Source organism: Haemophilus haemolyticus M19501 (genome assembly GCF_000222025.1).
GTDB classification, from domain to species: domain Bacteria; phylum Pseudomonadota; class Gammaproteobacteria; order Enterobacterales; family Pasteurellaceae; genus Haemophilus; species Haemophilus haemolyticus_G.
The window spans coordinates 1-23784 of the sequence record NZ_AFQO01000016.1; the positions used below are offsets into that span (position 1 = coordinate 1).

Genomic DNA, 23784 nt, shown 5'->3' on the forward strand with positions numbered 1-23784 from the left:
TTTTTTATGAGTGGGCTTATTTATTACCACATGCTTTAATTGTTTCTGTTCAAGAACCAAAGAATGAATATTCGCTAAAAAATAGGTTTGTTCTGCTTCAGGAATGGGAAACGGCATCAAGTTGAGTAAATCTTGATGGATGGCTAAAACTTGTGGAAAAATAACCGTACTTCGAATTTCTTCGAGCATTTCTGGATAAAGTGGAGAAACGCAACCTCCTCGTTCTATTCGACCTAAGCTGCAAGCAATGTGTAGCAGCATAAAATCCATTTGAGGCGTATTCACATCAGCTTGCCAGTAATAAGCTAATCGATCTCGTAAACGAAATACCACATCAATAATAGATTGATTTATTTGCCTGCGAATTTTCCAACGTTCTAGTTGCTTAAATAACCGCATTTGTTTTATTAGTTCAAAATTTGTTCACTAATTTACCGCACTTTACTGAAATAAAACAGTGCACAGATCACAGTTTTGTAGCAAAATGGTAAAAAATTTGTAAGGATGTAAAAATGTTAGATTATGAGATGTTCAATCCATATGAAGGATTGATTTTTGATATGGATGGAACTTTAATCGATACCATGCCCGTGCATGCGCAGGCTTGGACGATGGTGGGAGAGCGATTTGGCTATGAATTTGATTGCCAAATTATGTATAACTTTGGTGGAGCGACAGTTCGAACTATCGCGGGGGAAATGATGAAAGCAGCGAATATGCCACTAGATCGAATTGAGGATGTGCTGGCTGCAAAACGTGAGTTGTCTTATCAACTGATTCCGACTCAATCAAAGTTATTGCCAACCTTTGAGATTGTGAAATCCTTCCATCAGAAAAAGCCGATTGCTCTGGGATCTGGCTCACACCGTAAAATTATTGATATGTTGATGGATAAACTGGCTATTGCACCTTACTTTAATGCGGTTGTTAGTGCCGATGATGTAAAAGAACATAAACCACATCCAGAAACTTTTTTACGTTGTGCGGAATTAATTCAAGCAAATCCAAGTCGTTGTATCGTATTTGAAGATGCTGATTTAGGTGTGCAAGCGGGATTAAATGCGGGAATGGACGTGTTTGATGTGCGTACACGAGAAATCATTTCGCCAAGATAATGGATATTTTTTCATTTTTGAGCGCTGATTTTTGGCAAACTCATGCATTATGCCTTATGTTTGTCAGCGCATTCTTGAGTGCAACGGTATTACCAGGTAATTCAGAGGTTGTATTTGTTGCGCTTGCTGTACCTAAATTAGTGTTGGGATCTTTATTTAGTGCAGATATATTAGCTCTAATATTGATTGCAACCGCTGGAAATAGCTTAGGAAGTTTAACCACTTACGGGATTGGGCGATGGATGCCAAAATTCGATCCCAAAAATTACCGCACTTTATGGGCAATAAATCAGCTACGGCGTTATGGGGCGATTGCTTTACTTTTGAGCTGGCTGCCTGTAGTTGGCGATTTATTTTGTGCCATAGCAGGTTGGTTAAGATTAAATTTTGTAGCAAGTAGTCTCTTTATCTTTCTTGGAAAACTGGTTCGTTATGTTGCGTTATTGTTTTTTAGTGCACCATTCTTATTATAAAATGCGCAAGAAAAAGCCCCACAATGAATGCAGGGCAAATAACCTAAGGAACCAATTTTATTAAAACAACTGCAAGCTGCTTGTTCTATGAGACTAGCACTTTATAAGAAAGTTCAAATTTTTCTAAAAATTTTTTAAATAAAAATTCGGGATAAAAAAAGCCCCACAATAAATGTGGGGCAAATAACCTAAGGAACCAATTTTATTAAAACAACTGCAAGTTGCTTGTTACATAAGACAATGAGCCTTGCCATAAAGTTCATTAGAATTTGCAAAAAAATGAACATTTATTCAAATTTATTTTTAATTTACTGATTTATAAGGAAAACTTTATGCCATTACTTGATAGTTTTAAAGTGGATCATACCAAAATGAATGCACCAGCAGTACGTGTTGCAAAAACGATGCGCACGCCAAAAGGTGATGACATTACCATTTTTGATTTACGTTTTTGTATTCCAAATAAAGAAATTCTTCCGCCAAAAGGTATTCATACGCTTGAACATTTGTTTGCGGGTTTTATGCGTGATCATTTAAATAGCGATAGCATTGAAATTATTGATATTTCTCCGATGGGATGTCGCACGGGATTCTATATGTCCTTGATTGGTACGCCAAATGAACAGCAAGTAGCACAAGCTTGGCTAGCTTCAATGAAGGATATTTTAGGTGTGCAAGATCAAATAACTATCCCTGAATTAAATATCTATCAATGCGGTACTTATACGGAACATTCTTTGGAAGAAGCACACGAAATTGCAAAAAATGTTATCGCTCGTGGTGTGGGCGTGAATAAAAATGAAGATTTAGCACTCGATGATTCGTTATTAAAATAGGAGAAATCATGACAACACTTGGCACAGCATTAACCCCTAATGCAACCAAAGTAATGATGTTGGGTTCTGGTGAACTAGGTAAAGAAGTAGTGATTGAATTGCAACGTTTAGGCGTTGAAGTCATTGCAGTTGATCGCTATGAAAATGCCCCAGCACAACAAGTGGCACATCGTGCATACACCATTTCTATGTTAGATGGTAATGCATTGAAAACGCTTGTGGAGAAAGAAAAGCCTGACTACATTGTTCCCGAAGTTGAAGCTATTTCGACTGCCACTTTGGTTGAATTAGAACAAGCCGGCTTTAATGTTGTGCCGACTGCAAAAGCTACTCAACTTACGATGAATCGTGAAGGGATTCGTCGTCTAGCTTCAGAAGAGTTAGGGTTACCAACTTCGCCTTACCAATTTGTAGATAATTTTTCAGACTTTCAAAGTGCGGTCGAAAAAATTAGTATTCCTTGTGTGGTGAAACCGATTATGTCTTCTTCTGGACATGGGCAAAGTATTTTAAAGTCTAAAGATGACATTCAAAAAGCTTGGGATTACGCGCAAGAAGGTGGGCGCGCGGGAGCTGGTCGAGTAATTGTTGAAGGTTTTGTCAAATTTGATTATGAAATCACGTTACTGACAGTACGCCATATCAATGGTACAAGTTTCCTTGCGCCAATAGGTCATCGTCAAGAAGATGGTGATTATCGGGAATCTTGGCAGCCTCAAGCTATGTCAGATATTGCATTATCAAAAGCGCAATCGATTGCTGAGAAGATTACCAGTGCATTGGGTGGATTCGGTATTTTCGGTGTAGAGATGTTTGTGTGTGGTGATGAGGTGATTTTCAATGAAGTATCACCTCGTCCTCATGATACAGGAATGGTAACGCTGATTTCTCAAGAGCTTTCTGAATTCGCTTTACATGCTCGTGCGATCTTAGGTTTACCAATTCCCGAAATTACGTTGATTAGCCCATCGGCGTCTAAAGCTATTGTTGTGGAAGGCAAATCACAAAATGTGCAATTTGGTGGAATCGAAAAAGCACTGGCACAACCTCATACTAATATTCGATTATTTGGTAAAGGTGAAGTGAATGGTCATCGACGCTTAGGCGTTTTACTTGCGCGTGATGTATCCGTTGAAAAAGCGTTGGAAAAAGTAAAACAAGCTTATGAACAGCTAGAAATTAGTTTATAAGAATCGAAAGTGCGGTAAAAATTTATCGCATTTTATTAAATGACTAACAGTCGATTTTTTTAGCGATATTAGGTTCATAAAAAACGCACTTTATATAAAGTGCGTTTTATTTTTAGAAGCGATTAATTAGCAAGCTTGTTTGCCATAAGCATCTTGACGAAGAATGTGACGAACACCTTCATCAAATTCTGCCAATACGCGATCTGCATCTTTCGGATCTTTACCGCGAGCATCCAAGTAGAATTTAATTTTTGGTTCAGTACCTGAAGGACGAGCAATTAAGCGTCCGCCATTTTCCAAGTTAAATACAAGGATATCGCTTTGACGATCTGTTTTAGTATGATCGATAAATTGCGCCACTTTCACGCCCGCGATTTCTGCTGGTGGATTGTTACGAAGTGCGGTCATTAATTTTCCGATTTCTGAAAGATCGCTGACTCGAATAGAGATTTGTCCACTTACATAAGCACCAAATTCTTTGGTAAATTCATCAGCATAATCTGCTAAAGTTTTGCCTTGTTTTTTCAAGTTACGCACAAGATCTAAGAACACGATTGCCGCAGAAATACCGTCTTTATCGCGTACTTTGTCTGGGTCAACTAAATAGCCCAATGCTTCTTCAAAACCAAACAATAAGCCAGATACTTTACCGATGTATTTGAAACCAGTTAAGGTTTCTTCTGATTGGAAACCGTATTTTTTCGCAATTTCAGCAAGTGCAGGAGAAGAAACAAGTGAGCAAGCCAATGTGCCTTGTTTGCCTTGATATTGTTTTGCTAAGTACCACCCTAAGAAACAGCCTACCACATTGCCATGTAGTGATTTCCAGTTACCTTGCGCATCAGGCACCGCAACGGCTAAACGGTCTGCATCAGGGTCATTAGCAATAATAAATTCAGCATTCTTTTCTTTTGCCACTTTAATTGCTAAATCTAGCGCACCTTTTTCTTCTGGATTTGGAAAGTTTACAGTTGGGAATGTGCCATCTGGCCAAACTTGATCTGCTACTACGTGAGGTTGTGGTAATCCTGATTTTGCTAGCGTTTTACTTAAAACTTCATAGCCTACACCGTGCATAGCGGTATAAACATAGTTAATGTCGCAAGCTGGCTCTTTAGCTAATGATGCTGTTTTTGCAATGTACGCATCTACAACTTCATCATCTAACACCACATAATTATCGTTACGTGGTAAATCTTGGATATTGCCAGCCGCAACTTTATCAATTAATGCTGCGATGTCTTTATCTGCTGGTGAAACGATTTGACCGCCGCCGTTTGCTTTGCCCAAATACACTTTATAGCCGTTATCTTCCGGTGGATTATGGCTTGCAGTTACCATTACACCCGCAGTGGTATCAAAATATTGGATGGCATAAGCTAAAACTGGAGTCGGTAATTTGCGTGGTAATAAATAAGCTTTTACGCCTGCACCCGCCATAATTTCAGCGGTGTCACGGGCAAAAACATCAGAGTTTTTACGGCCGTCGTAACCAATTACGATAGATGGTTCTTTATCGTAACCTTTTAAATATTCCGCTAAACCGCCAGCAGCTTGAGAAACTAAAACTCGGTTCATCCCCATTGAGCCAGCTTGTAAACGGCCACGTAAACCTGCCGTACCAAATTGCAAACGACCATTAAAACGTGCGTGCAATTCTGCTTCTGCCGCTTTATCTCCGCCTTTTGCTGCATCTAAAAGTGCGGTTAATTCTGCACGAGTTTCTGCGTCAGGATCTTGGTTTAACCAATGTTGTGCAACCTCAAAAAGTGTTGTCATAGCGTTATCCTTATTCGTTGAAATAAATAAAAAAATCGCCCTTAGACTAGCGGAAATCTAACAAAATGAAAACGGCTAATTATTAATTTTTTGATCTACTTAACATTTTTTATTCACGCAATCGGTTATCTGAGCTAATTTGGGAACGCTATTTGTATCGTAGGAATTTGTTTGAAAAATTCGCTATAATATCGCCCCAATATTTACAGCAAAATTTAACCGCACTTTAAGGATTTTCAATGTCATCCCAACCTCGTTTCGTCCATCTTCGCACGCACACTGATTTCTCGATGATCGACAGTATTGTCAAAGTGAAACCTTTAGTGAAAGCCTGTGCAGCTAATGAAATGATCGCGATGGGATTAACGGATTTTACTAATTTTTGCGGTGTGGTGCGTTTTTATGGCGAAATGCTTTCTTCAGGTATGAAGCCAATTATCGGTGCAGATATAAAAGTAAAAAGCCCATTGTGTGGCGATGAATACTTTGATCTTACTTTGCTGGCTAAAAATAATGAAGGCTATAAAAATATTACTTTATTGTTATCAAAAGCTTATCAGCGAGGTTATAACGATTTACCTTATATTGATCAAAATTGGTTAATTGAACATCGCGAAGGTGTGATTATTTTATCTGGCGGCACGCAAGGCGATGTAGGTAAAAAATTGTTGAAAGAAAACATAGCCGAAATTGAAAGTGCGGTCGCTTTTTACCAAGAATTTTTTGCTGATCATTTTTATTTGGCATTAAGCCGTACTGGTCGCCCAAATGAAGAACGTTATATTCAAGCGGCTTTGAAATTAGCAGAACGTTGTAATTTGCCACTAGTCGCAACTAATGATGTGATGTTTTTGAATGCAGAGGATTTTGAAGCCCACGAAATTCGCGTAGCGATTCACGATGGCTATACTTTAGACGATCCTAAACGTCCAAAACATTATACCTCACAGCAATATTTCCGCAGCGAAGACGAAATGTGCAAGTTATTCGCTGACATTCCTTCCGCTCTCGAAAATACACTATTAATCGCGCAGCGTTGTAGTGTGACTTTACGCCTTGGTCAATATTTCTTGCCTCAATTCCCGACGGGAGATTTAAGTACAGAAGATTTCTTGGTGCAAAAAGCTAAAGAAGGTTTGGAAGAACGTTTAGCTTTTTTATTCCCTGATGAAAAAGTGCGGTTAGAAAAACGACCAAAATATGATGAGCGCTTGCAGGTTGAGCTGGATGTAATTAACCAAATGGGGTTCCCGGGTTATTTCTTGATCGTAATGGAATTTATTCAATGGTCTAAGGATAACGACATTCCTGTTGGGCCGGGTCGTGGTTCTGGTGCGGGTTCATTGGTAGCTTACGCATTAAAAATCACTGATTTAGATCCGCTAGAATTCGATTTGCTTTTTGAACGTTTCTTAAATCCAGAACGTGTATCTATGCCCGATTTTGACGTGGATTTTTGCATGGATGGTCGAGACCGAGTGATTGAGCACGTTGCTGAAACCTATGGCCGCGGCGCGGTATCACAAATTATCACTTTTGGAACCATGGCAGCAAAAGCGGTGATTCGTGATGTGGGGCGCGTATTAGGGCATCCGTATGGTTTCGTTGATCGTATTTCGAAATTAATTCCTCCCGATCCTGGTATGACCCTTGCGAAAGCATTTGAAGCCGAACCACAATTACAGACCGCCTACGATAGCGATGAAGAAGTGCAAGCGTTGATTGATATGGCGCGTAAGCTGGAAGGTGTGACGCGTAATGCAGGTAAACATGCTGGTGGCGTGGTCATTTCACCAACCTTAATTACTGATTTTGCACCGCTCTACTGTGATAATGAAGGCTTACATCCGGTTACTCACTTTGATAAAAATGATGTGGAATATGCGGGCCTTGTTAAATTCGACTTCTTAGGCTTGCGTACTCTCACTATCATTAAATGGGCATTGGATATGATTAATGCTCGTATGGTGCGTGAAGGCAAGCCTCGAGTAGATATTGCCGCCATTCCACTTGATGATCCTGAATCTTTTGAATTACTTAAACGTTCCGAAACTACAGCCGTGTTCCAGCTGGAATCGCGTGGAATGAAGGATTTGATTAAGCGCCTGCAACCGGACTGTTTTGAAGATATCATCGCGTTGGTGGCATTGTTCCGTCCTGGTCCGCTGCAATCAGGCATGGTGGATAACTTTATCGACCGTAAACATGGGCGAGAAGAAGTATCTTACCCTGACGCAGAATATCAACATGAAAGCTTGAAACCTATTCTTGAGCCGACTTACGGTATTATTTTGTACCAAGAACAAGTGATGCAAATTGCGCAGGTGTTGGCTGGCTATACGCTGGGTGGGGCTGACTTATTGCGTCGAGCAATGGGTAAAAAGAAACCAGAAGAAATGGCAAAACAGCGCTCTGTATTTAAAGAAGGTGCAGAGAAAAACGGTGTTGATGGTGAGTTATCCATGAAGATTTTCGACTTGGTGGAAAAATTTGCTGGCTATGGTTTTAATAAATCTCACTCCGCTGCTTATGCCTTGGTATCTTACCAAACCCTTTGGCTCAAAACTCATTTCCCTGCAGAATTTATGGCTGCAGTGATGACATCTGAAATGGATAACACGGATAAAATCGTAGGTTTGTACGACGAATGTTTGCGTATGGGCTTAAAAGTAACGCCACCAGATATTAATATCGGCAAACACCATTTTAGTGTCAATGAACAAGGTGAAATTGTATATGGGATTGGCGCGATTAAAGGTGTGGGGGAAGGCCCGATTGACGCACTTGTGACGGCAAGAAATGAAGGTGGGATTTTCAAAGATTTATTCGATTTATGCGCTCGTGTAGATTTGAAAAAAATTAACCGTCGCACCTTTGAAAGCCTAATTATGTCGGGCGCCTTTGATAAATTAGGCCCACATCGTGCCGCACTTTCTAAGAATTTGGAAGATGCGCTTAGAGCTTCCGATCAGCATGCAAAAGATGAAGCAATGGGGCAAACGGATATGTTCGGCGTGCTGACTGAAACCCATGAAGACGTAGAAAATGCCTATGCCAATACACCGCCTTATACCGAAAAACAAATCCTTGATGGTGAACGAGAAACCTTAGGGCTTTATTTAAGTAGCCATCCGGTTAGCCGTTATTTGAAAGAACTTTCTCATTACACTTCAACTCGCTTAAAAGATCTTGCACCAAATCGTCGTGGACAAATTAGCACTGTGGCGGGGCTAGTCGTGGCATCAAGAATTGCGATGACGAAAAAAGGCAATCGGCTAGGTATTGCTACATTGGATGACCGTTCAGGTCGCTTAGATTTGACATTATTTGGTGAAAGTCTAGAACAATTTGGTGATAAATTACAAAAAGATACCGTTGTTGTTGCTTCTGGGCAAGTGAGCTTTGATGATTTTTCTGGCGGATTAAAAATGGCGGTGCGAGAGTTAATGACCTTAGACGAAGCACGTTCTCGTTATGTCAAATCCTTAGCTATTAGTCTTTCTGAGCATCAAATTACACCAAGTTTCATTAAACAACTTAAAGCATTACTTGAGCCAGTGAGTGGTGGAACCTTGCCGATTAACGTGTATTATCAAAGTCCGAAAGGTCGTGCGTTGTTACGTTTGGGCGTGCAATGGTCGATCATTCCAACAGATGAAATTCTGACGGAATTGGTTAATTTACTTGGCGAAAGTGCGGTGGAATTAGAGTTTGAATAATACAAAGGCGTGAAAAATATCACGCCTTTTTTATAAGATTAACGTAAGAAATAACGATAAGATTTGCTTTCTGTTACATCTTCAAAAACATAATTGAGTTGGGCAAGTGTCTGTTCAAATTCTGCTTGTTCGTGTTCTTCAATTTGGAAACCAGCAAGGATATTTCCATAGTCCGCACCGTGGGCACGATAGTGGAATAATGAAATATTCCAACGATTTTGCAACGTTTCCAAGAATTTTAATAACGCACCTTTTTGCTCTGGGAATTCGAACGTATATAAGCGTTCATTATCATTGGCTGCTCGACCTCCCATTAAATAGCGAACGTGCGTTTTCGCAATATCATCATCAGACATATCCTCAACATCAAACCCATTTTTAGTGAGATCTGCAATAATATCTGCTTTTTCTTGCTCATTTGTCGTTCTTACCCCAACAAACACACAAGCTCGTTTATCATCTGCATAACGATAACTAAATTCGGTTACAGCTCGGTTACCTAATACATAAGCAAATTTTAAGAAACTACCGGGTTGTTCAGGCATGGTCACGGCTAATAAAGCTTCTCGGTTTTCACCAATTTCACAACGTTCAGATACATAACGTAATGTGTGGAAATTTAAATTTGCGCCAGACAAAATTGCTGCCATATTTTTGCCTTCAATATGGTTTTGTTTCGCATATTTTTTCAAACCAGCTAAACCTAATGCACCAGATGGTTCTGCTACAGCACGAACGTTCTCAAATAAATCTTTCATTGCTGCGCATACTTCGTCACTATCGACCAATACCATATCATCAAGATATTGTTGGCATAGACGGAATGTTTCGTCGCCAATGCGTTTTACGGCAACGCCGTCGGCAAATAATCCAACATGGGTTAAATCTGTTGGTTCGCCTTTATCGAGAGCGGCTTTTAAGCACGCAGAATCCTTTGATTCTACACCGATGATTTTAATTTCTGGCATAAATTGCTTAAGCAAAATTGCCACGCCCGCAGCTAAACCGCCTCCACCGACTTGTACAAACACATAATCCAAATCTGCCACTTGTTGTAGCATTTCCATCGCTAACGTGCCTTGCCCTGCGATCACTAATGGATGATCGAATGGTGGAATAAATGTCATATTTTTTTCTTTTGAAAGCTCAATAGCTTTTGCTTTGGCTTCATCGAAATTAGCACCATGCAACAATACCTCACCACCAAAACCACGCACTGCATCCACTTTAATGCTTGGGGTGTTTTGTGGCATGATGATCAATGCTTTTAAGCCTAATTGTTTCGCTGATAATGCCACGCCTTGTGCATGGTTACCTGCAGATGCCGCTATTACGCCCGCTGCTTTTTGTTCTGCTGAAAGGCTAGAAATCATTGCGTAAGCGCCGCGTAGTTTAAAGCTATTTACTGGTTGGCGATCTTCGCGCTTGATCCAAATATTATTGTGCAGTCGTTCAGAAAGTTTTCCCATTTTTTGTAAAGGGGTCACTTGCGCTGCTTCATATACGCGTGAACCAAGTTTAACAATGGCATTGATATAATCGGATTGAGAAGGTTGAGGATTGGTGAGTAGGTTTTTCATAGTGTTTGTTTTTATGATGAAGTGCGGTTGGTTTTTCCTTTGTTTTATCCCCCTCTTATGAAGGAGGGGGAACCGTTAAATTATTTTAACAATGTTTTATCGCGTACCGCACCTTTGTCTGCAGAGGTTGCAAAGTGACCGAATACTTTCAATGCGAAAGATACTTCACGTTCACGGCTAGCAGGCTGCCAACCTTTTTGATCTTGTTCAGATCTGCGTGCTGCGAGCTCTTCATTACTGATTTCTAGGTTAATTGCTCGGTTTGGAATATCAATGTTGATAATATCTCCATCGCGTACTAAGCCGATTGCACCGCCAGAGGCAGCTTCTGGTGAAGCGTGTCCAATAGACAAGCCTGATGTACCACCAGAGAAACGACCATCTGTTAATAAAGCACATTTTTTACCTAAGCCCATCGATTTTAAGTAACTGGTTGGGTATAACATTTCTTGCATACCAGGTCCGCCTTTAGGCCCTTCGTAACGGATAACAACGACATGACCTTCTTTGACTTTGCCACCTAAAATACCTGCAACCGCATCTTCTTGGCTTTCAAATACGATTGCAGTGCCAGTGAATTTCCAAATAGATTCATCTACGCCTGCGGTTTTAACGATACATCCGTCTTCAGCGAGATTACCGAATAATACGGCTAAGCCACCTTCTTGTGAAATCGCATTTTCTTTATTGCGAATACAACCGTTTACACGATCATTATCGACAGTATCCCAGCGACAATCTTGTGAGAATGCTTGAGTTGTGCGGATGCCTGCAGGGCCTGCGCGGAAGAATTTATGTAATTCTTCATCTTGATTGCGAATAATATCGTATTGGTCTAGTTGTTCTCTCATGCTCATTCCAAGCACGGTGTGTGTATTTTTATGAATTAATCCAGCGCGATCTAATTCCCCCAACAATCCCATAATACCGCCTGCACGGTGTACGTCTTCCATATGATATTTATTGGTGTTTGGTGCAATTTTGCTTAAACAAGGCACTTTGCGCGATAAACGGTCAATATCTTCCATTTTAAAATCTACGCCTGCTTCTTGTGCTGCCGCTAACAAGTGTAAAACAGTATTGCTTGAACCACCCATTGCGATATCGAGGCTCATTGCATTTTCAAAGGCATCAAAAGTACCGATTGAACGAGGTAATACGCTTGCATCATCTTGTTCGTAATAACGTTTGCAAAGCTCAACAATTTGACGACCTGCTTTTAAGAATAATTCTTTGCGGTCAGCATGGGTCGCCAACATAGAACCATTGCCTGGTAAAGATAAACCTAACGCTTCAGTTAAGCAGTTCATTGAGTTAGCAGTAAACATTCCTGAGCAAGAACCACAAGTTGGGCACGCACTGCGTTCGATGGCATCAATACGTTCATCTGACACATTTGGATCAGCTGCCTCAATCATCGCATCCACTAAATCTAAGCGAATTAATTGATCAGAAAGTTTAGTTTTACCCGCTTCCATTGGGCCGCCTGACACAAAAATTGTAGGAATGTTTAAGCGCATTGCCGCCATTAACATTCCCGGGGTGATTTTGTCACAGTTGGAAATACATACCATCGCATCAGCACAGTGCGCATTGACCATATATTCCACGCTATCTGCGATTAAATCACGGCTTGGTAAAGAATAAAGCATCCCGCCGTGTCCCATCGCGATACCATCATCCACCGCAATGGTGTTAAATTCTTTTGCTACGCCGCCCGCTTTTTCAATTTCTGCAGCAACAAGCTGTCCCATATCTTTTAAATGCACATGCCCTGGCACAAATTGGGTGAAAGAGTTTACCACCGCAATAATCGGTTTACCAAAGTCATTTTCTTTCATTCCTGTTGCACGCCATAAGGCACGTGCGCCTGCCATATTACGACCTTGTGTACTAGTCGCTGAACGTAGTTTTGGCATAAATAATCTCTCCAAGTTTTAAAAGTATATTTTATTCGTTAGACTTTACTTAAAAGTAGTCTGAAGTATTGAATCATTTTTCTTTTAAATCAAAATGTTAGCTCTTAAGTTATTACTTCTGAGTAACTTCATAGTTTCGATAGAAAAAATCAGTTAGTCTGAACCGCTGTTTCGGATTATTATTACTTTCTTCTGTTTTCTCAATCCAGTTTTTTAAAACTAAAGGTTCTATAAATTTTTGGTATGAATAAGTGCTGTTAGCTTTATTGAGTAAAGCTAAAATATCTTTACGGCTTTTTTCTCCCGTAAGTAGAAACTCAATAATTTTTTGTTCTGTTTCGGTACATAAGGGTAAATTAGATTTTATATGTTCATTTTTTGCTGTGAATTCAATAAGAAAAAAAGTTCTATCCTCATCAAACTCAAATTTTGCAGGCTCAGATCCATTTTTACGCAATTCATTTTTAATAGTGGGTAATCCTGTTCCTTTTCCTTCTGATAGCTTAAGTTCTTTCAAAAAATCTCCAAGACGGCGATTTTTATAACGTCTCGCTCTAACATTACCCGCAATTAAATCTGCTTTTTGAATTGATTTATCAGGTCCATTATAACTAATGATCTCTAGTGAATTTGGTTGAATAATGATCTCTACTGGCTGTCTTTCTTGATAATTTCGATGATATAACGCATTAACTACAGCCTCTTCAAGAGCTTGATATGGGTAATTAAATAACCGAATAGATTCTGCTTGTTCTTTTGGTTTTAATATAAATTCCTTGATTAGATTATTTCTGAGATAGCGTAGCGTATCATTAATAATAGAATCAATAGGGCCCTTTATTGATGGAATTTCCACAAAATAATCTGGGTTATTTATTTTCCCTTCAGGAAAAATAGTAATATCAACCTGAGTTTGAGGGAAAAATTGATCGGGATTATCACAAAACATCATTAATGCAATATTTTTAGGATAATATACACCACCTATATTTTCTACTAAGTCTAATTGTTTTAATAAGGATATTTTATCTGTTTCTAGTACATAAGATGCTAATTTACTTTCTGTTTTGACTAAAAAATCATTAATACGGAGTAATGAAATATCATTGATATTAGCCTGTCTATTAATACGATCATCAAAAGGAATTTTATTTGCTAATTCCTTTAATTCTTGTTCCTGTTCGCTATTAGCAATGATAGATGATGTATTATATCGAATATAATATTCATATTGCTTTTGTCTAGATGTAATTGATTGAGGAACCTGATAAGGCCGATTCGAGCCACTAATAACCCATAAAATAATAACTTTCTTACCATCTAGTTCTTCTACATAAGTTTTTGGGAAATAATTAGGTGTTATCAAATGATTAAAACCCAACATCTCACGCTGAATACGATCTATATCAGAATCATCAAGTCCTTTAACTGGTCTTTTTGCAATTCCATTTTCTTCTTCAACGCCAATAAAAATATATCCTCCGCCAATATCCTCAATATCATTTGCAAAAGCACAAATAGAACGATAAATCGAATCTGGGTTCCAACCAGATTTAAATTCAATCCGATTACTTTCGATCGTTTTATGTGTGAGCAATGATTCAATATTGATTGGCAACATAATAGTATTTCTCTTAGTATGTTGGAGCAGTAATCACATCTGGCAATTTTGCCAACTGATTCACTAATAGATCTAAAGTGCGGTCAGATTTTACGGTGATTTTTAACCGCACTTGGGTTTCAATCAGTGTCATTTCCATTGTTGTAACGGTAAATCCGCGGTGGCGTGCTACGCGTAAAATGCGTTCTAGTACTTCAGGACGATGGCGAGCGACGAGTTCCAGTTTATATTCATTCATTAGTTCATCTCCTCTACCATATCCGCGTTACATGCCCCCGGTGGCACAAGTGGCCATACACATTCATCAGGTGGAATACATACTTGTAATAAATAGGCTGTTTTGCTGTTTAATAATCGGTTGAGTGCTGCATCCACATCATCGGCTGATTCAATACGTTCTGCAGGAATACCGAATGCATTAGCAAGCATCACAAAATCTGGGTTGTCATCTAAAATGGTTTCACTGCGACGTTTATTCCAGAATAAATCCTGCCATTGACGAACCATACCTAAACGTTGGTTATCCAATAGCAAAATTTTTACTGGTAAATTGCCACGTTTGATTGAACCTAATTCTTGGATATTCATCATGAGTGAACCATCACCCGTAACCAAAATGACTTCATCTTGCGGGCGTGCTTTTTTTGCTCCCACTGCGGCAGGTAAGCCAAAACCCATTGTGCCGAAACCTGCTGAAGTAATGTAGTTCTCTGGCGCAAAATGTTTCATGTGTTGTGCTGACCACATTTGATGCTGACCCACATCAGTACAAATTACCGCATTATTTAGTTTTCGATTAGATAGGCTGTTGAGTAATGCCCAAGGATCAATCAGGCGATTGCCTTGATTTTCAACATAAGTGAAATCTAATTTTGCTTTGAAATTTCTGATTTGTTCACGCCAAGGTTCAATATCAAGATCTTGTTTGAGTGCATTTAGTGCTTGGATTAAATCCCCTTGTAGGGCAACATCTGCACGGCGTAATTTATGAATTTCCGCTGCATCAATATCGCAATGAATCACTTTGGCATGAGGCGCAAAAGTATCGAGTTTACCTGTTACACGATCGTCAAAACGCGCACCGCATACGAGTAATAAATCGCTTTCTTGCACGGCAAAATTAGCAGCTTTTGTGCCATGCATACCAATCATGCCCATATACACATCATCATTTGGATCAATTGAACCTAAACCTTTTAAAGTTGAGACGGATGGCATTTGTGTCTGGGCTAAAAATTCGCGTAAGGCAGGAACAGCCTTCGCCATACCAACGCCGCCCCCAACATAAAGCACAGGTTTTCTAGCATTTTTTAATAATTCTTTTGCTTCAGCAAGTTTATCTACTGAAAGTGCGGTCGGTTTTTCTGGTGTTTTAACGTAGGCTTTTATATTTACAGGTACTTTACCAACTTGAATATCACGAGGTACATCAATAAGAACGGGGCCGGGACGTCCGCTTTGAGCAATTTCAAAGGCTTCCGCAAAAACATCGGCTAATTCATCCGCACTTTGAACGATAAAACTGTGTTTAGTGCAAGCAAGGGAAAGACCAAGAACATCCGCTTCTTGGAACGCATCCGTGCCGATTAATGGAGAGGAAACTTGACCGGTAATGGCTACAACTGGAATGGAGTCCATCATGGCATCGCCTAATCCAGTGACTAAATTCGTTGCGCCAGGGCCTGATGTAGCAATACAGACGCCCACTTTTCCCGTGGAGCGAGCATAGCCAATCGCAGCCATTGCAGCCCCTTGTTCATTGCGACAAAGTAAGTGATCTAAGCCTGCGTCATAAAGGGCATCGTAGGTTGGCATAATTGCACCACCGGGATAACCGAAAAGAGTCGTGACATGGTGTGCTTTCAGGCACGCCATGATAAGTTGTGCACCTGTCATTGTGTTTGTTTCCTGTTATTTTTATTTTGGGATAAGTTCAGCATTGTAGCGAAATTTCGAGTCATTGGTAGGGCTTGGCACGAAAAAAAACGAAAAAAGTGCGGTAAAAATTGGCTTGCTTTGAATGTTTATGTTCTTTTTATTAAAAAATTCGTGAATTTTTACCGCTCTTTTGGCTTATTTATTGACTGATGATTAGATTTCATTATATTGAAACTCTTTTCATTTTTTTACATAGGATAATTTATGGCTCACTCAGCCCCAAAAGCACAAAAGCGTGAGACTTTTTCTGGTCGTCGCGCATTTATTATGGCCGCGATTGGCTCGGCCGTCGGTCTTGGTAATATTTGGCGTTTCCCTTATACCACTTATGAAAATGGTGGTGGCGCATTTATCATCCCTTACCTTATCGCATTATTAACCGCAGGGATTCCTCTTTTATTCTTAGATTATGCAATTGGGCACCGTCATCGTGGTGGTGCGCCACTTTCTTATCGTCGTTTTAGCCCTCACTTTGAAGTATTTGGTTGGTGGCAAATGATGGTAAATGTCATCATCGGACTATATTACGCCGTGGTATTAGGTTGGGCAGCAAGCTATACATATTTTTCTTTCACTGGTGCGTGGGGTGATAAGCCTATTGATTTCTTCATCGGCGAATTTTTAAAAATGGGCGATATTAAAAATGGTATCAGCTTTGAATTTGTTGGTATGGTAACCGCGCCATTAATTGCGATGTGGATTGTTGCGTTAGGCGTACTTTCTATGGGCGTCCAAAAAGGAATTGCTAAGGTCTCCTCAGTATTAATGCCAGTACTCGTTGTGATGTTTATGGCACTTGTGATTTATTCCTTATTCTTACCAGGCGCGGCAAAAGGTTTAGATGCATTATTTACGCCAGATTGGTCGAAACTTTCTAATCCAAGTGTGTGGATTGCCGCTTATGGACAAATCTTCTTCTCTCTTTCAATCGGCTTTGGGATTATGGTGACTTACGCCTCTTATCTTAAAAAAGAATCCGATTTGACTGGTAGTGGCTTGGTTGTGGGTTTTGCTAACAGTAGCTTTGAAGTGTTAGCAGGTATCGGCGTATTTGCAGCATTAGGCTTTATTGCAACAGCGCAAGGTCAAGAAGTCAGCGAAGTGGCAAAAGGCGGAATTGGTTTAGCATTTTTTGCGTTCCCAACCATCATCAATAAAGCACCATTTGGTGAAGTGCTAGGCATGTTATTCTTTGGTGCATTAACCTTTGCCGCATTGACTTCATTCATCTCAGTTATCGAAGTAATTATTTCCGCAATTCAGGATAAAATTCGCATTAGCCGTGGAAAAGTGACATTCATCGTGGGTGTACCAATGATGCTAGTTTCTGTCATCTTATTCGGTACAACAACTGGCTTACCGATGTTAGATGTGTTTGATAAATTTGTGAACTATTTCGGTATTGTTGCCGTAGCATTTGCGTCTTTAATTGCGATTGTGGCAAATGAAAAACTCGGTTTATTAGGTAATCACTTAAACGAAACGTCATCTTTCAAAGTGGGTTTCTTCTGGCGTTTATGCATTGTATTAACGAGTGGTGTTTTAGCATTTATGCTTTTCAGCGAAGGGGCAAAAGTCTTCTCTGAAGGTTACGAAGGTTATCCAAACTGGTTTGTAAATACCTTTGGTTGGGGGATGTCAATTAGCTTACTTGTCGTGGCATTCTTCCTTTCTCGCTTAAAATGGAAAAGTGAAACCAAGTTAACCATTGATGAAACTAAAGGAGAATAAAATGAGTACTGGTGCAATTATTATGATGATCGTGTCTCTCGCTTTGGTATGGGGTGGATTGGTTTACGCCCTGATTCGATTACCAAAAGAAGAATAATCATAAATCTGACCGCGCTTTGATCTGTCCCCCAAATTTGGACTAAATAACCAATTGATTAAGGTGTAGATTATTAACAAACATTATTCGATATTATTTAAGGGGCTGAAGCAGATTAACATAATTGCTAATCTACTTCAGCCTCTAATATTTTTAATGTTTATCTAGTATTAATGCTAATTTTATATAAAAAGTTTTGTAAGCTTATATGTAAGATATGGTAGATAAGAATAAAAAAGCGACTTACTTTCACATAAGCCGCTTTGGGGGATAACCTAACTAAGTATGTTTAGGTCTGAAGAAAATCATCGTAAAGATTTGCCAGAAGAAGGCGAGTGCACCGAAGATGAATACTACGTCACCACCTAAACGAACCCAACGTAAGGTATCGAATAATGGTTGTTGCATAAATTCTTCACTACGTGCATACCATAAGCCTTCAGAGATACTTGCATATCCTTGGATAACACCGATAGGTAGTAAGCTTGATATGATCATGAGTACTAAACCGCCGTTTAATAACCAGAAGCCCCATTTCATTAACTTATCGTTAAATGGTGTATCCGGACGTAAATAACGAGCGATTAAGAATACGAAGCCTAATGCTAAGAAACCATACACACCGAATAATGCAGCGTGAGCGTGAACGGCAGTCGTGTTCAAGCCTTGAACATAGTAGAGTGAAATTGGTGGGTTAATTAAGAAACCAAATACACCTGCACCTAACATATTCCAGAATGCGACGGCAACGAAGCAGTAAAGAGGCCATTTTAAACGGTCCATCCAAGGTGTTTTTTGTTGCATCGCCCAGTGTTCCCAAGCTTCATGACCTAATAACACTAATGGAACCACTTCAAGTGCAGAGAATGATGCACCTACAGCAATAATTGGTGTGGTTGCACCCGCGAAGTATAAGTGGTGGAATGTACCTGGGATACCACCGATTAAGAATAATGCTGCTTCAGTAATGGTTGCCACGGTCGCTGTACGACGTGAAACTAAACCTAAACTTACGAAGATGAATGAAAGCGCCGCTACAGAGAATACTTCGAAGAAGCCTTCTACCCATAGGTGAACTACCCACCAACGCCAGTATTCCATCACAGAAATGTGAGTGTGTTCACCGTAGAATAATGCAGGGCCATAGAATAAGCCGATTGCAATGACAGAAGCGAAGAATAACGCTAATAAGTTTTTGTCTCCTGGTTGTTTGAATGCGTTCACTGTACCGCGAAGCATTAAGACTAACCAGAATAAGATGCCTGCGAATTTCACTGCTTGCCAGAAACGACCTAAGTCAATGAACTCATAGCCTTGGTGGCCGAACATGAAGCTCCATTCTTCTGGAAGAATATGTGCAATTGCTAAATAGCTACCAGTGAATGAACCGACGACTAATACCACTAATGCCCAGAATAAAACATCCACACCTAATTTTTGGAATTTCGGATCTTTACCGCCATTAATGATTGGTGCCAGGAATAAACCACCGGCTAAGAATGCCATTGCAATCCAGAATAAGGCAGCTTGAATATGCCATGTACGCACTAATGAATAAGGGAAGTATTGAGAAATATCAATACCATAGAATTCTTGACCTTCAACGGTATAGTGAGCAACAATCGCCCCTAAGTTTACTTGTAGTAAGAATAATGCAAGCACCGTAAAGAGATATTTGCCTAATGCGCGTTGAGAGGGGGTAAGTTGTAATTTTGTAAGTGGATCGAACTCAGGTGTTGGTGGTTCTTTTTCATCTTCACGTTTTTTGAATGACCAAATCCATACCACAAAACCAATACCTGCAATTAGGAATACCACGCTCGCAATAGACCAAACCACGTTTTCTGGTGTTGGCACGTTATTGATTAATGGCTCATGTGGCCAGTTGTTGGTATAACTTGCATTTGTATTTGGACGTTCTGCAGAGGCTGTCCATGCAGTCCAGAAGAAGAATTTTGTTAAGTCTTTACGCGCTTGTAAGTCAGGAAGGGTATTATCCTTCATGGCGAAGTGTTCGCGAGTGACTTTGGTTGCAGGATCATCGCCGTATAAAGAAATGTAGTATTGTGCAGTTTTTTCCATTGCCGCTAAACGGGTATTTGAAAGCACAACAGTACCGTTTTCAACTTTGCTACCACGATATTCTTTGGTTAAACGCGCTTTTAATAAAGTTTGTTGCTCATCATTTAAATCAGAGAAGTTTTTACCAAATTCTTTATTTGCAGTGATATCTAACCAGTTGGTTAATTCACGATGTAGCCAATCAGCAGTCCAGTCAGGCGCTTGGTATGCACCATGACCCCAAACAGAACCTACTTGCATACCACCAGTGGTTTGCCAAGCGGTTTGACCATGTAAAATTTCATCGTGAGTAATCACTTTTTCACCTGATTCTGAAACATATTGTTGCGGAATTGGTGGTGCTTCACGATACACTTCGAACCCATAGTAACCGAGAATGGAGAATGCTCCAATTAATACGGCGACTAATAGGTACCAGAACTTTTTATACTGTCCCATTTTATCACTCCTAGGTTATTGAAAAATTAACTTCCTATTTAAAATCATAGGTAAATATTTTACATAAGGTAAAATACCTGACTAATTATATCGGGTATTTAAACGTTGGAATAATACCTCAAATAAAGTAATTGACTAAATTAGTAGGTTATTTTGATTGAGATCATCAAAAAAGTTCAGCTAAAAACTGTTTTAACAGTTTTTCAATTCCCAAAAGCATTGCTTTTCTACGATTAAGTTTAAGTATGTAAGAAAAGGTTTAAAAATTTGAGTTTGGTGTAAGATATCAATGTTTAAGTTAATTTATGCGTAGTCTAAATTTATAATAGTAAATTTACTTTGACTAAGTGCAGTTATTTTTTATGCTCATGGAGTTAGAATGAAAAAATATTTCTTGTCATTATTTGCCTTACCTATTTTTTGTTTCGCTCAAGAAGAACCCATAAATCCGGTATTGCTTGGATTGGGTCAGGCTTTCTTTTTTGATAAATCACTTTCTCACAATAAAACGCAGAGCTGTTCTACTTGCCATATGCCTGCAGCCGCTTTTGCGGATTTACGTCAAAATGATATAGATAAAATGGTTTCGCAAGGTGATGATCCGACAAAGTTTGGTAATCGCAATACACCAACGGCCATTTATGCAAAATATTCCCCTGATTTTCATTTCGATGAAAAAATTAAGGATTATGTTGGCGGCCAATTCTGGGATGGTCGAGCAAAACATTTAACTGAGCAGGCGGGGGGACCTCCTCTCAATCCTGTTGAAATGGGCATGAAAGACAAAGCCAGTGTAGTAAAACGCATTGCCGAAAATCAGGCAGTGAAAGACTACATTACCAAGCATTGGGGCGAGGAAATTTGGCAAGATGATGAGAAAATTTATGCCATTATGGAACAAGCACTAGCTGCGTTTCAGCAATTAGATTTGTTTGCTCAATTTAGTTCTAAATATGACCGCACTTTGGCAGGGCAAGATAAATTTACTGAGCAAGAGGCATTAGGCAAGGCGTTATTTTTTGATAAAGAAAAAACAACTTGCAGTAATTGCCATCAGCTGAATGACAAAGATCACCGTGAAGAAACTTTTACAAATTACCGTTATTTCAATCTCGGTGTGCCGAAAAATGAGGCGTTGATTACTCATAATAAATTAGGCGAAGATTGGGTGGATAATGGATTGTTAGATAATCCAATGGTGAAAGGTGATATCGCTCAAAAAGGCAAATTTAAAGTGCCGACATTGCGTAATGTATCCGTTACCGCGCCTTATATGCATAACGGCGTATTTAAAGAGCTGCGCACCGTATTATTATTTTTGGATAGCCATAACAACCCTGAGCGTAAGATTAATCCCGAAACCGGCAAACCTTGGTCGGCCGCTGAATACGCTCCAACGATAAGCCATAGTGATCTTAAAGGTAAACCGCTTACTGATGCAGAAATTGATGCGTTGGAAGTATTTTTGAAAACACTAACTGATGCAGCCTATGATAAGGGCGGAGAGTAAGATAATTTCACCGCACTTAAGGTTAAAATTTAACTCGCATTTCTATGTTACAATTTACGGCATCATGTTAAGGGGGATATATGTCAGAGAATTTGTGGCTTTTTAGCTTGTTAGCAATCGTTGTTCTATTGATTTTATTACTTATTCTACGCCAGCAAAAATATACACATCTTCATCAAGAATTATCGAAAACGACTCAAGATTACAATCAACTTGCCAGTAAATTTGATGAGCTCAGCGGTATTAAAAACCAGTTTGAACAACAAATAATTAAGGTACAGACTGAAAATCAAGGGCTGCAATATCGTTTAACTGAACGTGATGAACAAGTACATCATCTCACACAAGAACGACAAAATTTAACTGAAAAATTGACCGCACTTTCTCAAGAATTAACAGGATTAAAAACAACCTTAGCAGAAAAAGAAAAACATTTTTCCGAGCAACAACAAAACTTTGAACAATCCAAACAGCAATTGGGTGTGGAATTTCAAAATCTAGCCAATCGGATTTTGGATGAAAAAAGTCGATCATTTAGTCAATCAAATCAAACTGCCTTGGAAACGTTGCTCAAGCCTTTCCGTGAGCAAATTGAAGGTTTCCAAAAACGTGTTAATGAAATTCACTCCGAATCCGTGAAAGGCAATGCAGGCTTGGAAGCGGAAATTAAAAAAGTGCTGGAAATCGGTCTGAATATGTCGCAAGAGGCGAGTAATTTAACCTCTGCGCTGAAAGGCGAAAAGAAAACGTTAGGCAACTGGGGCGAAGTGCAATTAGAACGAGCATTGCAACTGGCAGGACTTGAAAAAAATGTGCATTACCGTGCTCAAACTCATTTTAAAGATGAACAAGGTGGGCGTAATTACCCTGATTTTGTGTTGAATTTACCCGATGAAAAACACTTAATTATCGACAGCAAAATGTCGTTAGTGGCTTACGAAAGTGCGGTGAATTCTGACGATGATTTTGAACGTGAGCGTTTACTAAAAGAACATATATCCGCATTGAAAAGTCATATTAATGATTTGCATAAAAAAGATTACAGTAATCTTATTGGCATGCGTAGCCCGAATTTTGTTCTCATGTTTATTGCAGTGGAACCCGCGTATATTGAGGCTTTAAAATCTGATCCTGCTTTATTTAATTACGGTTATGAACGTAATGTCATTATGGTGTCTCACACTACATTGATGCCGATTTTACGTACCGTAGCAAACCTCTGGCGCATCGAACGCGGCAATGCTGAAGCCAAAGAAATCGCTGAAAAAGCGGGTGATATTTATAACCAAATTTGCTTGGTCGCAGAGCGTTTAAGTAAGCTCGGCAATACGCTTTCCACCGTCAGCAACCAATACAACAGCACAGTAACTGCACTTGTTGGCCAACAAGGTTTAGTTGGCAAAGTAGAACGATTTAAAACCCTTTCCGCAAAAGCGAATAAAACGATGCCCGATGTGGAGTTGTTAAATAATCAAGTGGATTTGGCGAGGTTAGAAGCATTGAACTTATCTAAATAAATCTATTATTTCTCAAAAATTGCTCTCCCTCGGGGAGCGAAACGTGCTAGGATTAAAATCTTTTCCTTTTCACAAAATAGTAAATGGAATTTTGTTGTAATAACTTGTATCTAAGGATATATCAAATGAATACGCTCCGACAAACAAACAAACAAACAAACAAACAAACAAACAAACAAACAAACAAACAAACAAACAAACAAACAAACAAGTCTAGCTAAATCTATCCAAAAATCACC

17 protein-coding genes are annotated in these 23784 nt (G+C 39.4%); 9 read left to right on the forward strand and 8 right to left on the reverse strand.

Translation table 11 applies throughout. The annotated features are described in order from the left end of the window. Positions 1-399: PRD domain-containing protein (locus tag GG9_RS0108975; protein WP_100185037.1), on the reverse strand; the 399-nt coding region annotated here is incomplete at its 3' end. 113 nt (positions 400-512) lie between these two features. On the opposite strand from GG9_RS0108975, the gene GG9_RS00950 reads away from it, so the two are divergent. The 4 genes from GG9_RS00950 (at position 513) to purT (ending at position 3614) form a co-directional block, all read left to right on the forward strand. Next, positions 513-1115, forward strand: coding sequence for a beta-phosphoglucomutase family hydrolase (locus GG9_RS00950; protein ID WP_005632655.1), 603 nt, complete (start codon positions 513-515; stop codon positions 1113-1115). Next, positions 1115-1588, forward strand: coding sequence for a YqaA family protein (locus GG9_RS00945; protein WP_005632657.1), 474 nt, complete (start codon positions 1115-1117; stop codon positions 1586-1588). The genes GG9_RS00950 and GG9_RS00945 overlap by 1 nt, the downstream gene beginning before the upstream one ends. Positions 1589-1920: 332 nt before the next feature. Beyond that, the gene (gene luxS / locus GG9_RS00940; RefSeq protein ID WP_032825182.1) at positions 1921-2424 is read left to right on the forward strand and encodes an S-ribosylhomocysteine lyase; all 504 of its coding nucleotides are present in this window, start codon (positions 1921-1923) and stop codon (positions 2422-2424) included. An 8-nt stretch (positions 2425-2432) separates the two neighbouring features. Next, positions 2433-3614: a formate-dependent phosphoribosylglycinamide formyltransferase gene (gene purT, locus GG9_RS00935; protein ID WP_005632661.1), complete on the forward strand. Its 1182-nt coding sequence runs from the start codon at positions 2433-2435 to the stop codon at positions 3612-3614. A 126-nt stretch (positions 3615-3740) separates the two neighbouring features. Here the strand turns inward: purT and GG9_RS00930 are convergent, their stop codons facing one another. Further along, positions 3741-5393 (reverse strand): phospho-sugar mutase, encoded by a 1653-nt coding sequence (locus GG9_RS00930; protein ID WP_005632662.1) that lies wholly within the window; start codon positions 5391-5393, stop codon positions 3741-3743. A 239-nt stretch (positions 5394-5632) separates the two neighbouring features. On the opposite strand from GG9_RS00930, the gene dnaE reads away from it, so the two are divergent. Next, positions 5633-9112, forward strand: coding sequence for a DNA polymerase III subunit alpha (dnaE, locus tag GG9_RS00925; protein ID WP_005632664.1), 3480 nt, complete (start codon positions 5633-5635; stop codon positions 9110-9112). Positions 9113-9150: 38 nt separating this feature from the next. Here the strand turns inward: dnaE and ilvA are convergent, their stop codons facing one another. From ilvA to ilvG, 5 genes are all read right to left on the reverse strand, one after another. Continuing rightward, positions 9151-10692, reverse strand: a complete 1542-nt coding sequence (ilvA, locus tag GG9_RS00920) for a threonine ammonia-lyase, biosynthetic (protein ID WP_005632666.1) — start codon at positions 10690-10692, stop codon at positions 9151-9153. 80 nt (positions 10693-10772) lie between these two features. After that, positions 10773-12611 carry a dihydroxy-acid dehydratase gene (gene ilvD, locus GG9_RS00915; protein ID WP_005632668.1) on the reverse strand — a complete coding sequence of 613 codons (1839 nt, stop codon included), beginning with the start codon at positions 12609-12611 and terminating at the stop codon, positions 10773-10775. Between the two features lie 112 nt (positions 12612-12723). After that, positions 12724-14232: an RNA-binding domain-containing protein gene (locus GG9_RS0108980; RefSeq protein WP_005632670.1), complete on the reverse strand. Its 1509-nt coding sequence runs from the start codon at positions 14230-14232 to the stop codon at positions 12724-12726. Positions 14233-14245: 13 nt separating this feature from the next. Next, positions 14246-14470: an acetolactate synthase 2 small subunit gene (ilvM, locus tag GG9_RS00910; RefSeq protein ID WP_005632672.1), complete on the reverse strand. Its 225-nt coding sequence runs from the start codon at positions 14468-14470 to the stop codon at positions 14246-14248. After that, positions 14470-16128, reverse strand: a complete 1659-nt coding sequence (ilvG, locus tag GG9_RS00905; protein WP_005632674.1) for an acetolactate synthase 2 catalytic subunit — start codon at positions 16126-16128, stop codon at positions 14470-14472. Before ilvG ends, ilvM begins: the two co-directional genes overlap by 1 nt. Positions 16129-16374: 246 nt before the next feature. Between ilvG and GG9_RS00900 the strand changes: the two genes are divergently transcribed. Together GG9_RS00900 and GG9_RS09390 are read left to right on the forward strand one after the other, a co-directional pair. Further along, positions 16375-17901: a sodium-dependent transporter gene (locus GG9_RS00900; RefSeq protein WP_005632676.1), complete on the forward strand. Its 1527-nt coding sequence runs from the start codon at positions 16375-16377 to the stop codon at positions 17899-17901. A 1-nt stretch (position 17902) separates the two neighbouring features. Next, complete coding sequence (locus GG9_RS09390; protein WP_005629210.1) at positions 17903-17998, forward strand: methionine/alanine import family NSS transporter small subunit; 96 nt, start codon at positions 17903-17905, stop codon at positions 17996-17998. Positions 17999-18277: 279 nt separating this feature from the next. Here the strand turns inward: GG9_RS09390 and GG9_RS00890 are convergent, their stop codons facing one another. Beyond that, the gene (locus tag GG9_RS00890; protein ID WP_005632679.1) at positions 18278-20518 is read right to left on the reverse strand and encodes a nitric-oxide reductase large subunit; all 2241 of its coding nucleotides are present in this window, start codon (positions 20516-20518) and stop codon (positions 18278-18280) included. 379 nt (positions 20519-20897) lie between these two features. Here GG9_RS00890 and GG9_RS00885 point away from each other — a divergent pair, with 379 nt between their 5' ends. Both GG9_RS00885 and GG9_RS00880 read left to right on the forward strand, forming a co-directional pair. Beyond that, a complete protein-coding gene (locus GG9_RS00885; protein ID WP_005632681.1) occupies positions 20898-22028 on the forward strand; it encodes a cytochrome-c peroxidase in 1131 nt (376 codons plus the stop codon). Positions 22029-22108: 80 nt separating this feature from the next. Beyond that, positions 22109-23545, forward strand: a complete 1437-nt coding sequence (locus tag GG9_RS00880; protein ID WP_005632683.1) for a DNA recombination protein RmuC — start codon at positions 22109-22111, stop codon at positions 23543-23545. Positions 23546-23784 lie beyond the last annotated feature (239 nt).

Coding starts and splice junctions, on each gene's coding strand:
- GG9_RS00950 (WP_005632655.1), top strand. CDS start 513: ATGTTAGATTATGAGATGTTCAATCCATATGAAGGATTGATTTTTGAT.
- GG9_RS00945 (WP_005632657.1), top strand. CDS start 1,115: ATGGATATTTTTTCATTTTTGAGCGCTGATTTTTGGCAAACTCATGCA.
- luxS (WP_032825182.1), top strand. CDS start 1,921: ATGCCATTACTTGATAGTTTTAAAGTGGATCATACCAAAATGAATGCA.
- purT (WP_005632661.1), top strand. CDS start 2,433: ATGACAACACTTGGCACAGCATTAACCCCTAATGCAACCAAAGTAATG.
- GG9_RS00930 (WP_005632662.1), bottom strand. CDS start 5,393: ATGACAACACTTTTTGAGGTTGCACAACATTGGTTAAACCAAGATCCT.
- dnaE (WP_005632664.1), top strand. CDS start 5,633: ATGTCATCCCAACCTCGTTTCGTCCATCTTCGCACGCACACTGATTTC.
- ilvA (WP_005632666.1), bottom strand. CDS start 10,692: ATGAAAAACCTACTCACCAATCCTCAACCTTCTCAATCCGATTATATC.
- ilvD (WP_005632668.1), bottom strand. CDS start 12,611: ATGCCAAAACTACGTTCAGCGACTAGTACACAAGGTCGTAATATGGCA.
- GG9_RS0108980 (WP_005632670.1), bottom strand. CDS start 14,232: ATGTTGCCAATCAATATTGAATCATTGCTCACACATAAAACGATCGAA.
- ilvM (WP_005632672.1), bottom strand. CDS start 14,470: ATGAATGAATATAAACTGGAACTCGTCGCTCGCCATCGTCCTGAAGTA.
- ilvG (WP_005632674.1), bottom strand. CDS start 16,128: ATGACAGGTGCACAACTTATCATGGCGTGCCTGAAAGCACACCATGTC.
- GG9_RS00900 (WP_005632676.1), top strand. CDS start 16,375: ATGGCTCACTCAGCCCCAAAAGCACAAAAGCGTGAGACTTTTTCTGGT.
- GG9_RS09390 (WP_005629210.1), top strand. CDS start 17,903: ATGAGTACTGGTGCAATTATTATGATGATCGTGTCTCTCGCTTTGGTA.
- GG9_RS00890 (WP_005632679.1), bottom strand. CDS start 20,518: ATGGGACAGTATAAAAAGTTCTGGTACCTATTAGTCGCCGTATTAATT.
- GG9_RS00885 (WP_005632681.1), top strand. CDS start 20,898: ATGAAAAAATATTTCTTGTCATTATTTGCCTTACCTATTTTTTGTTTC.
- GG9_RS00880 (WP_005632683.1), top strand. CDS start 22,109: ATGTCAGAGAATTTGTGGCTTTTTAGCTTGTTAGCAATCGTTGTTCTA.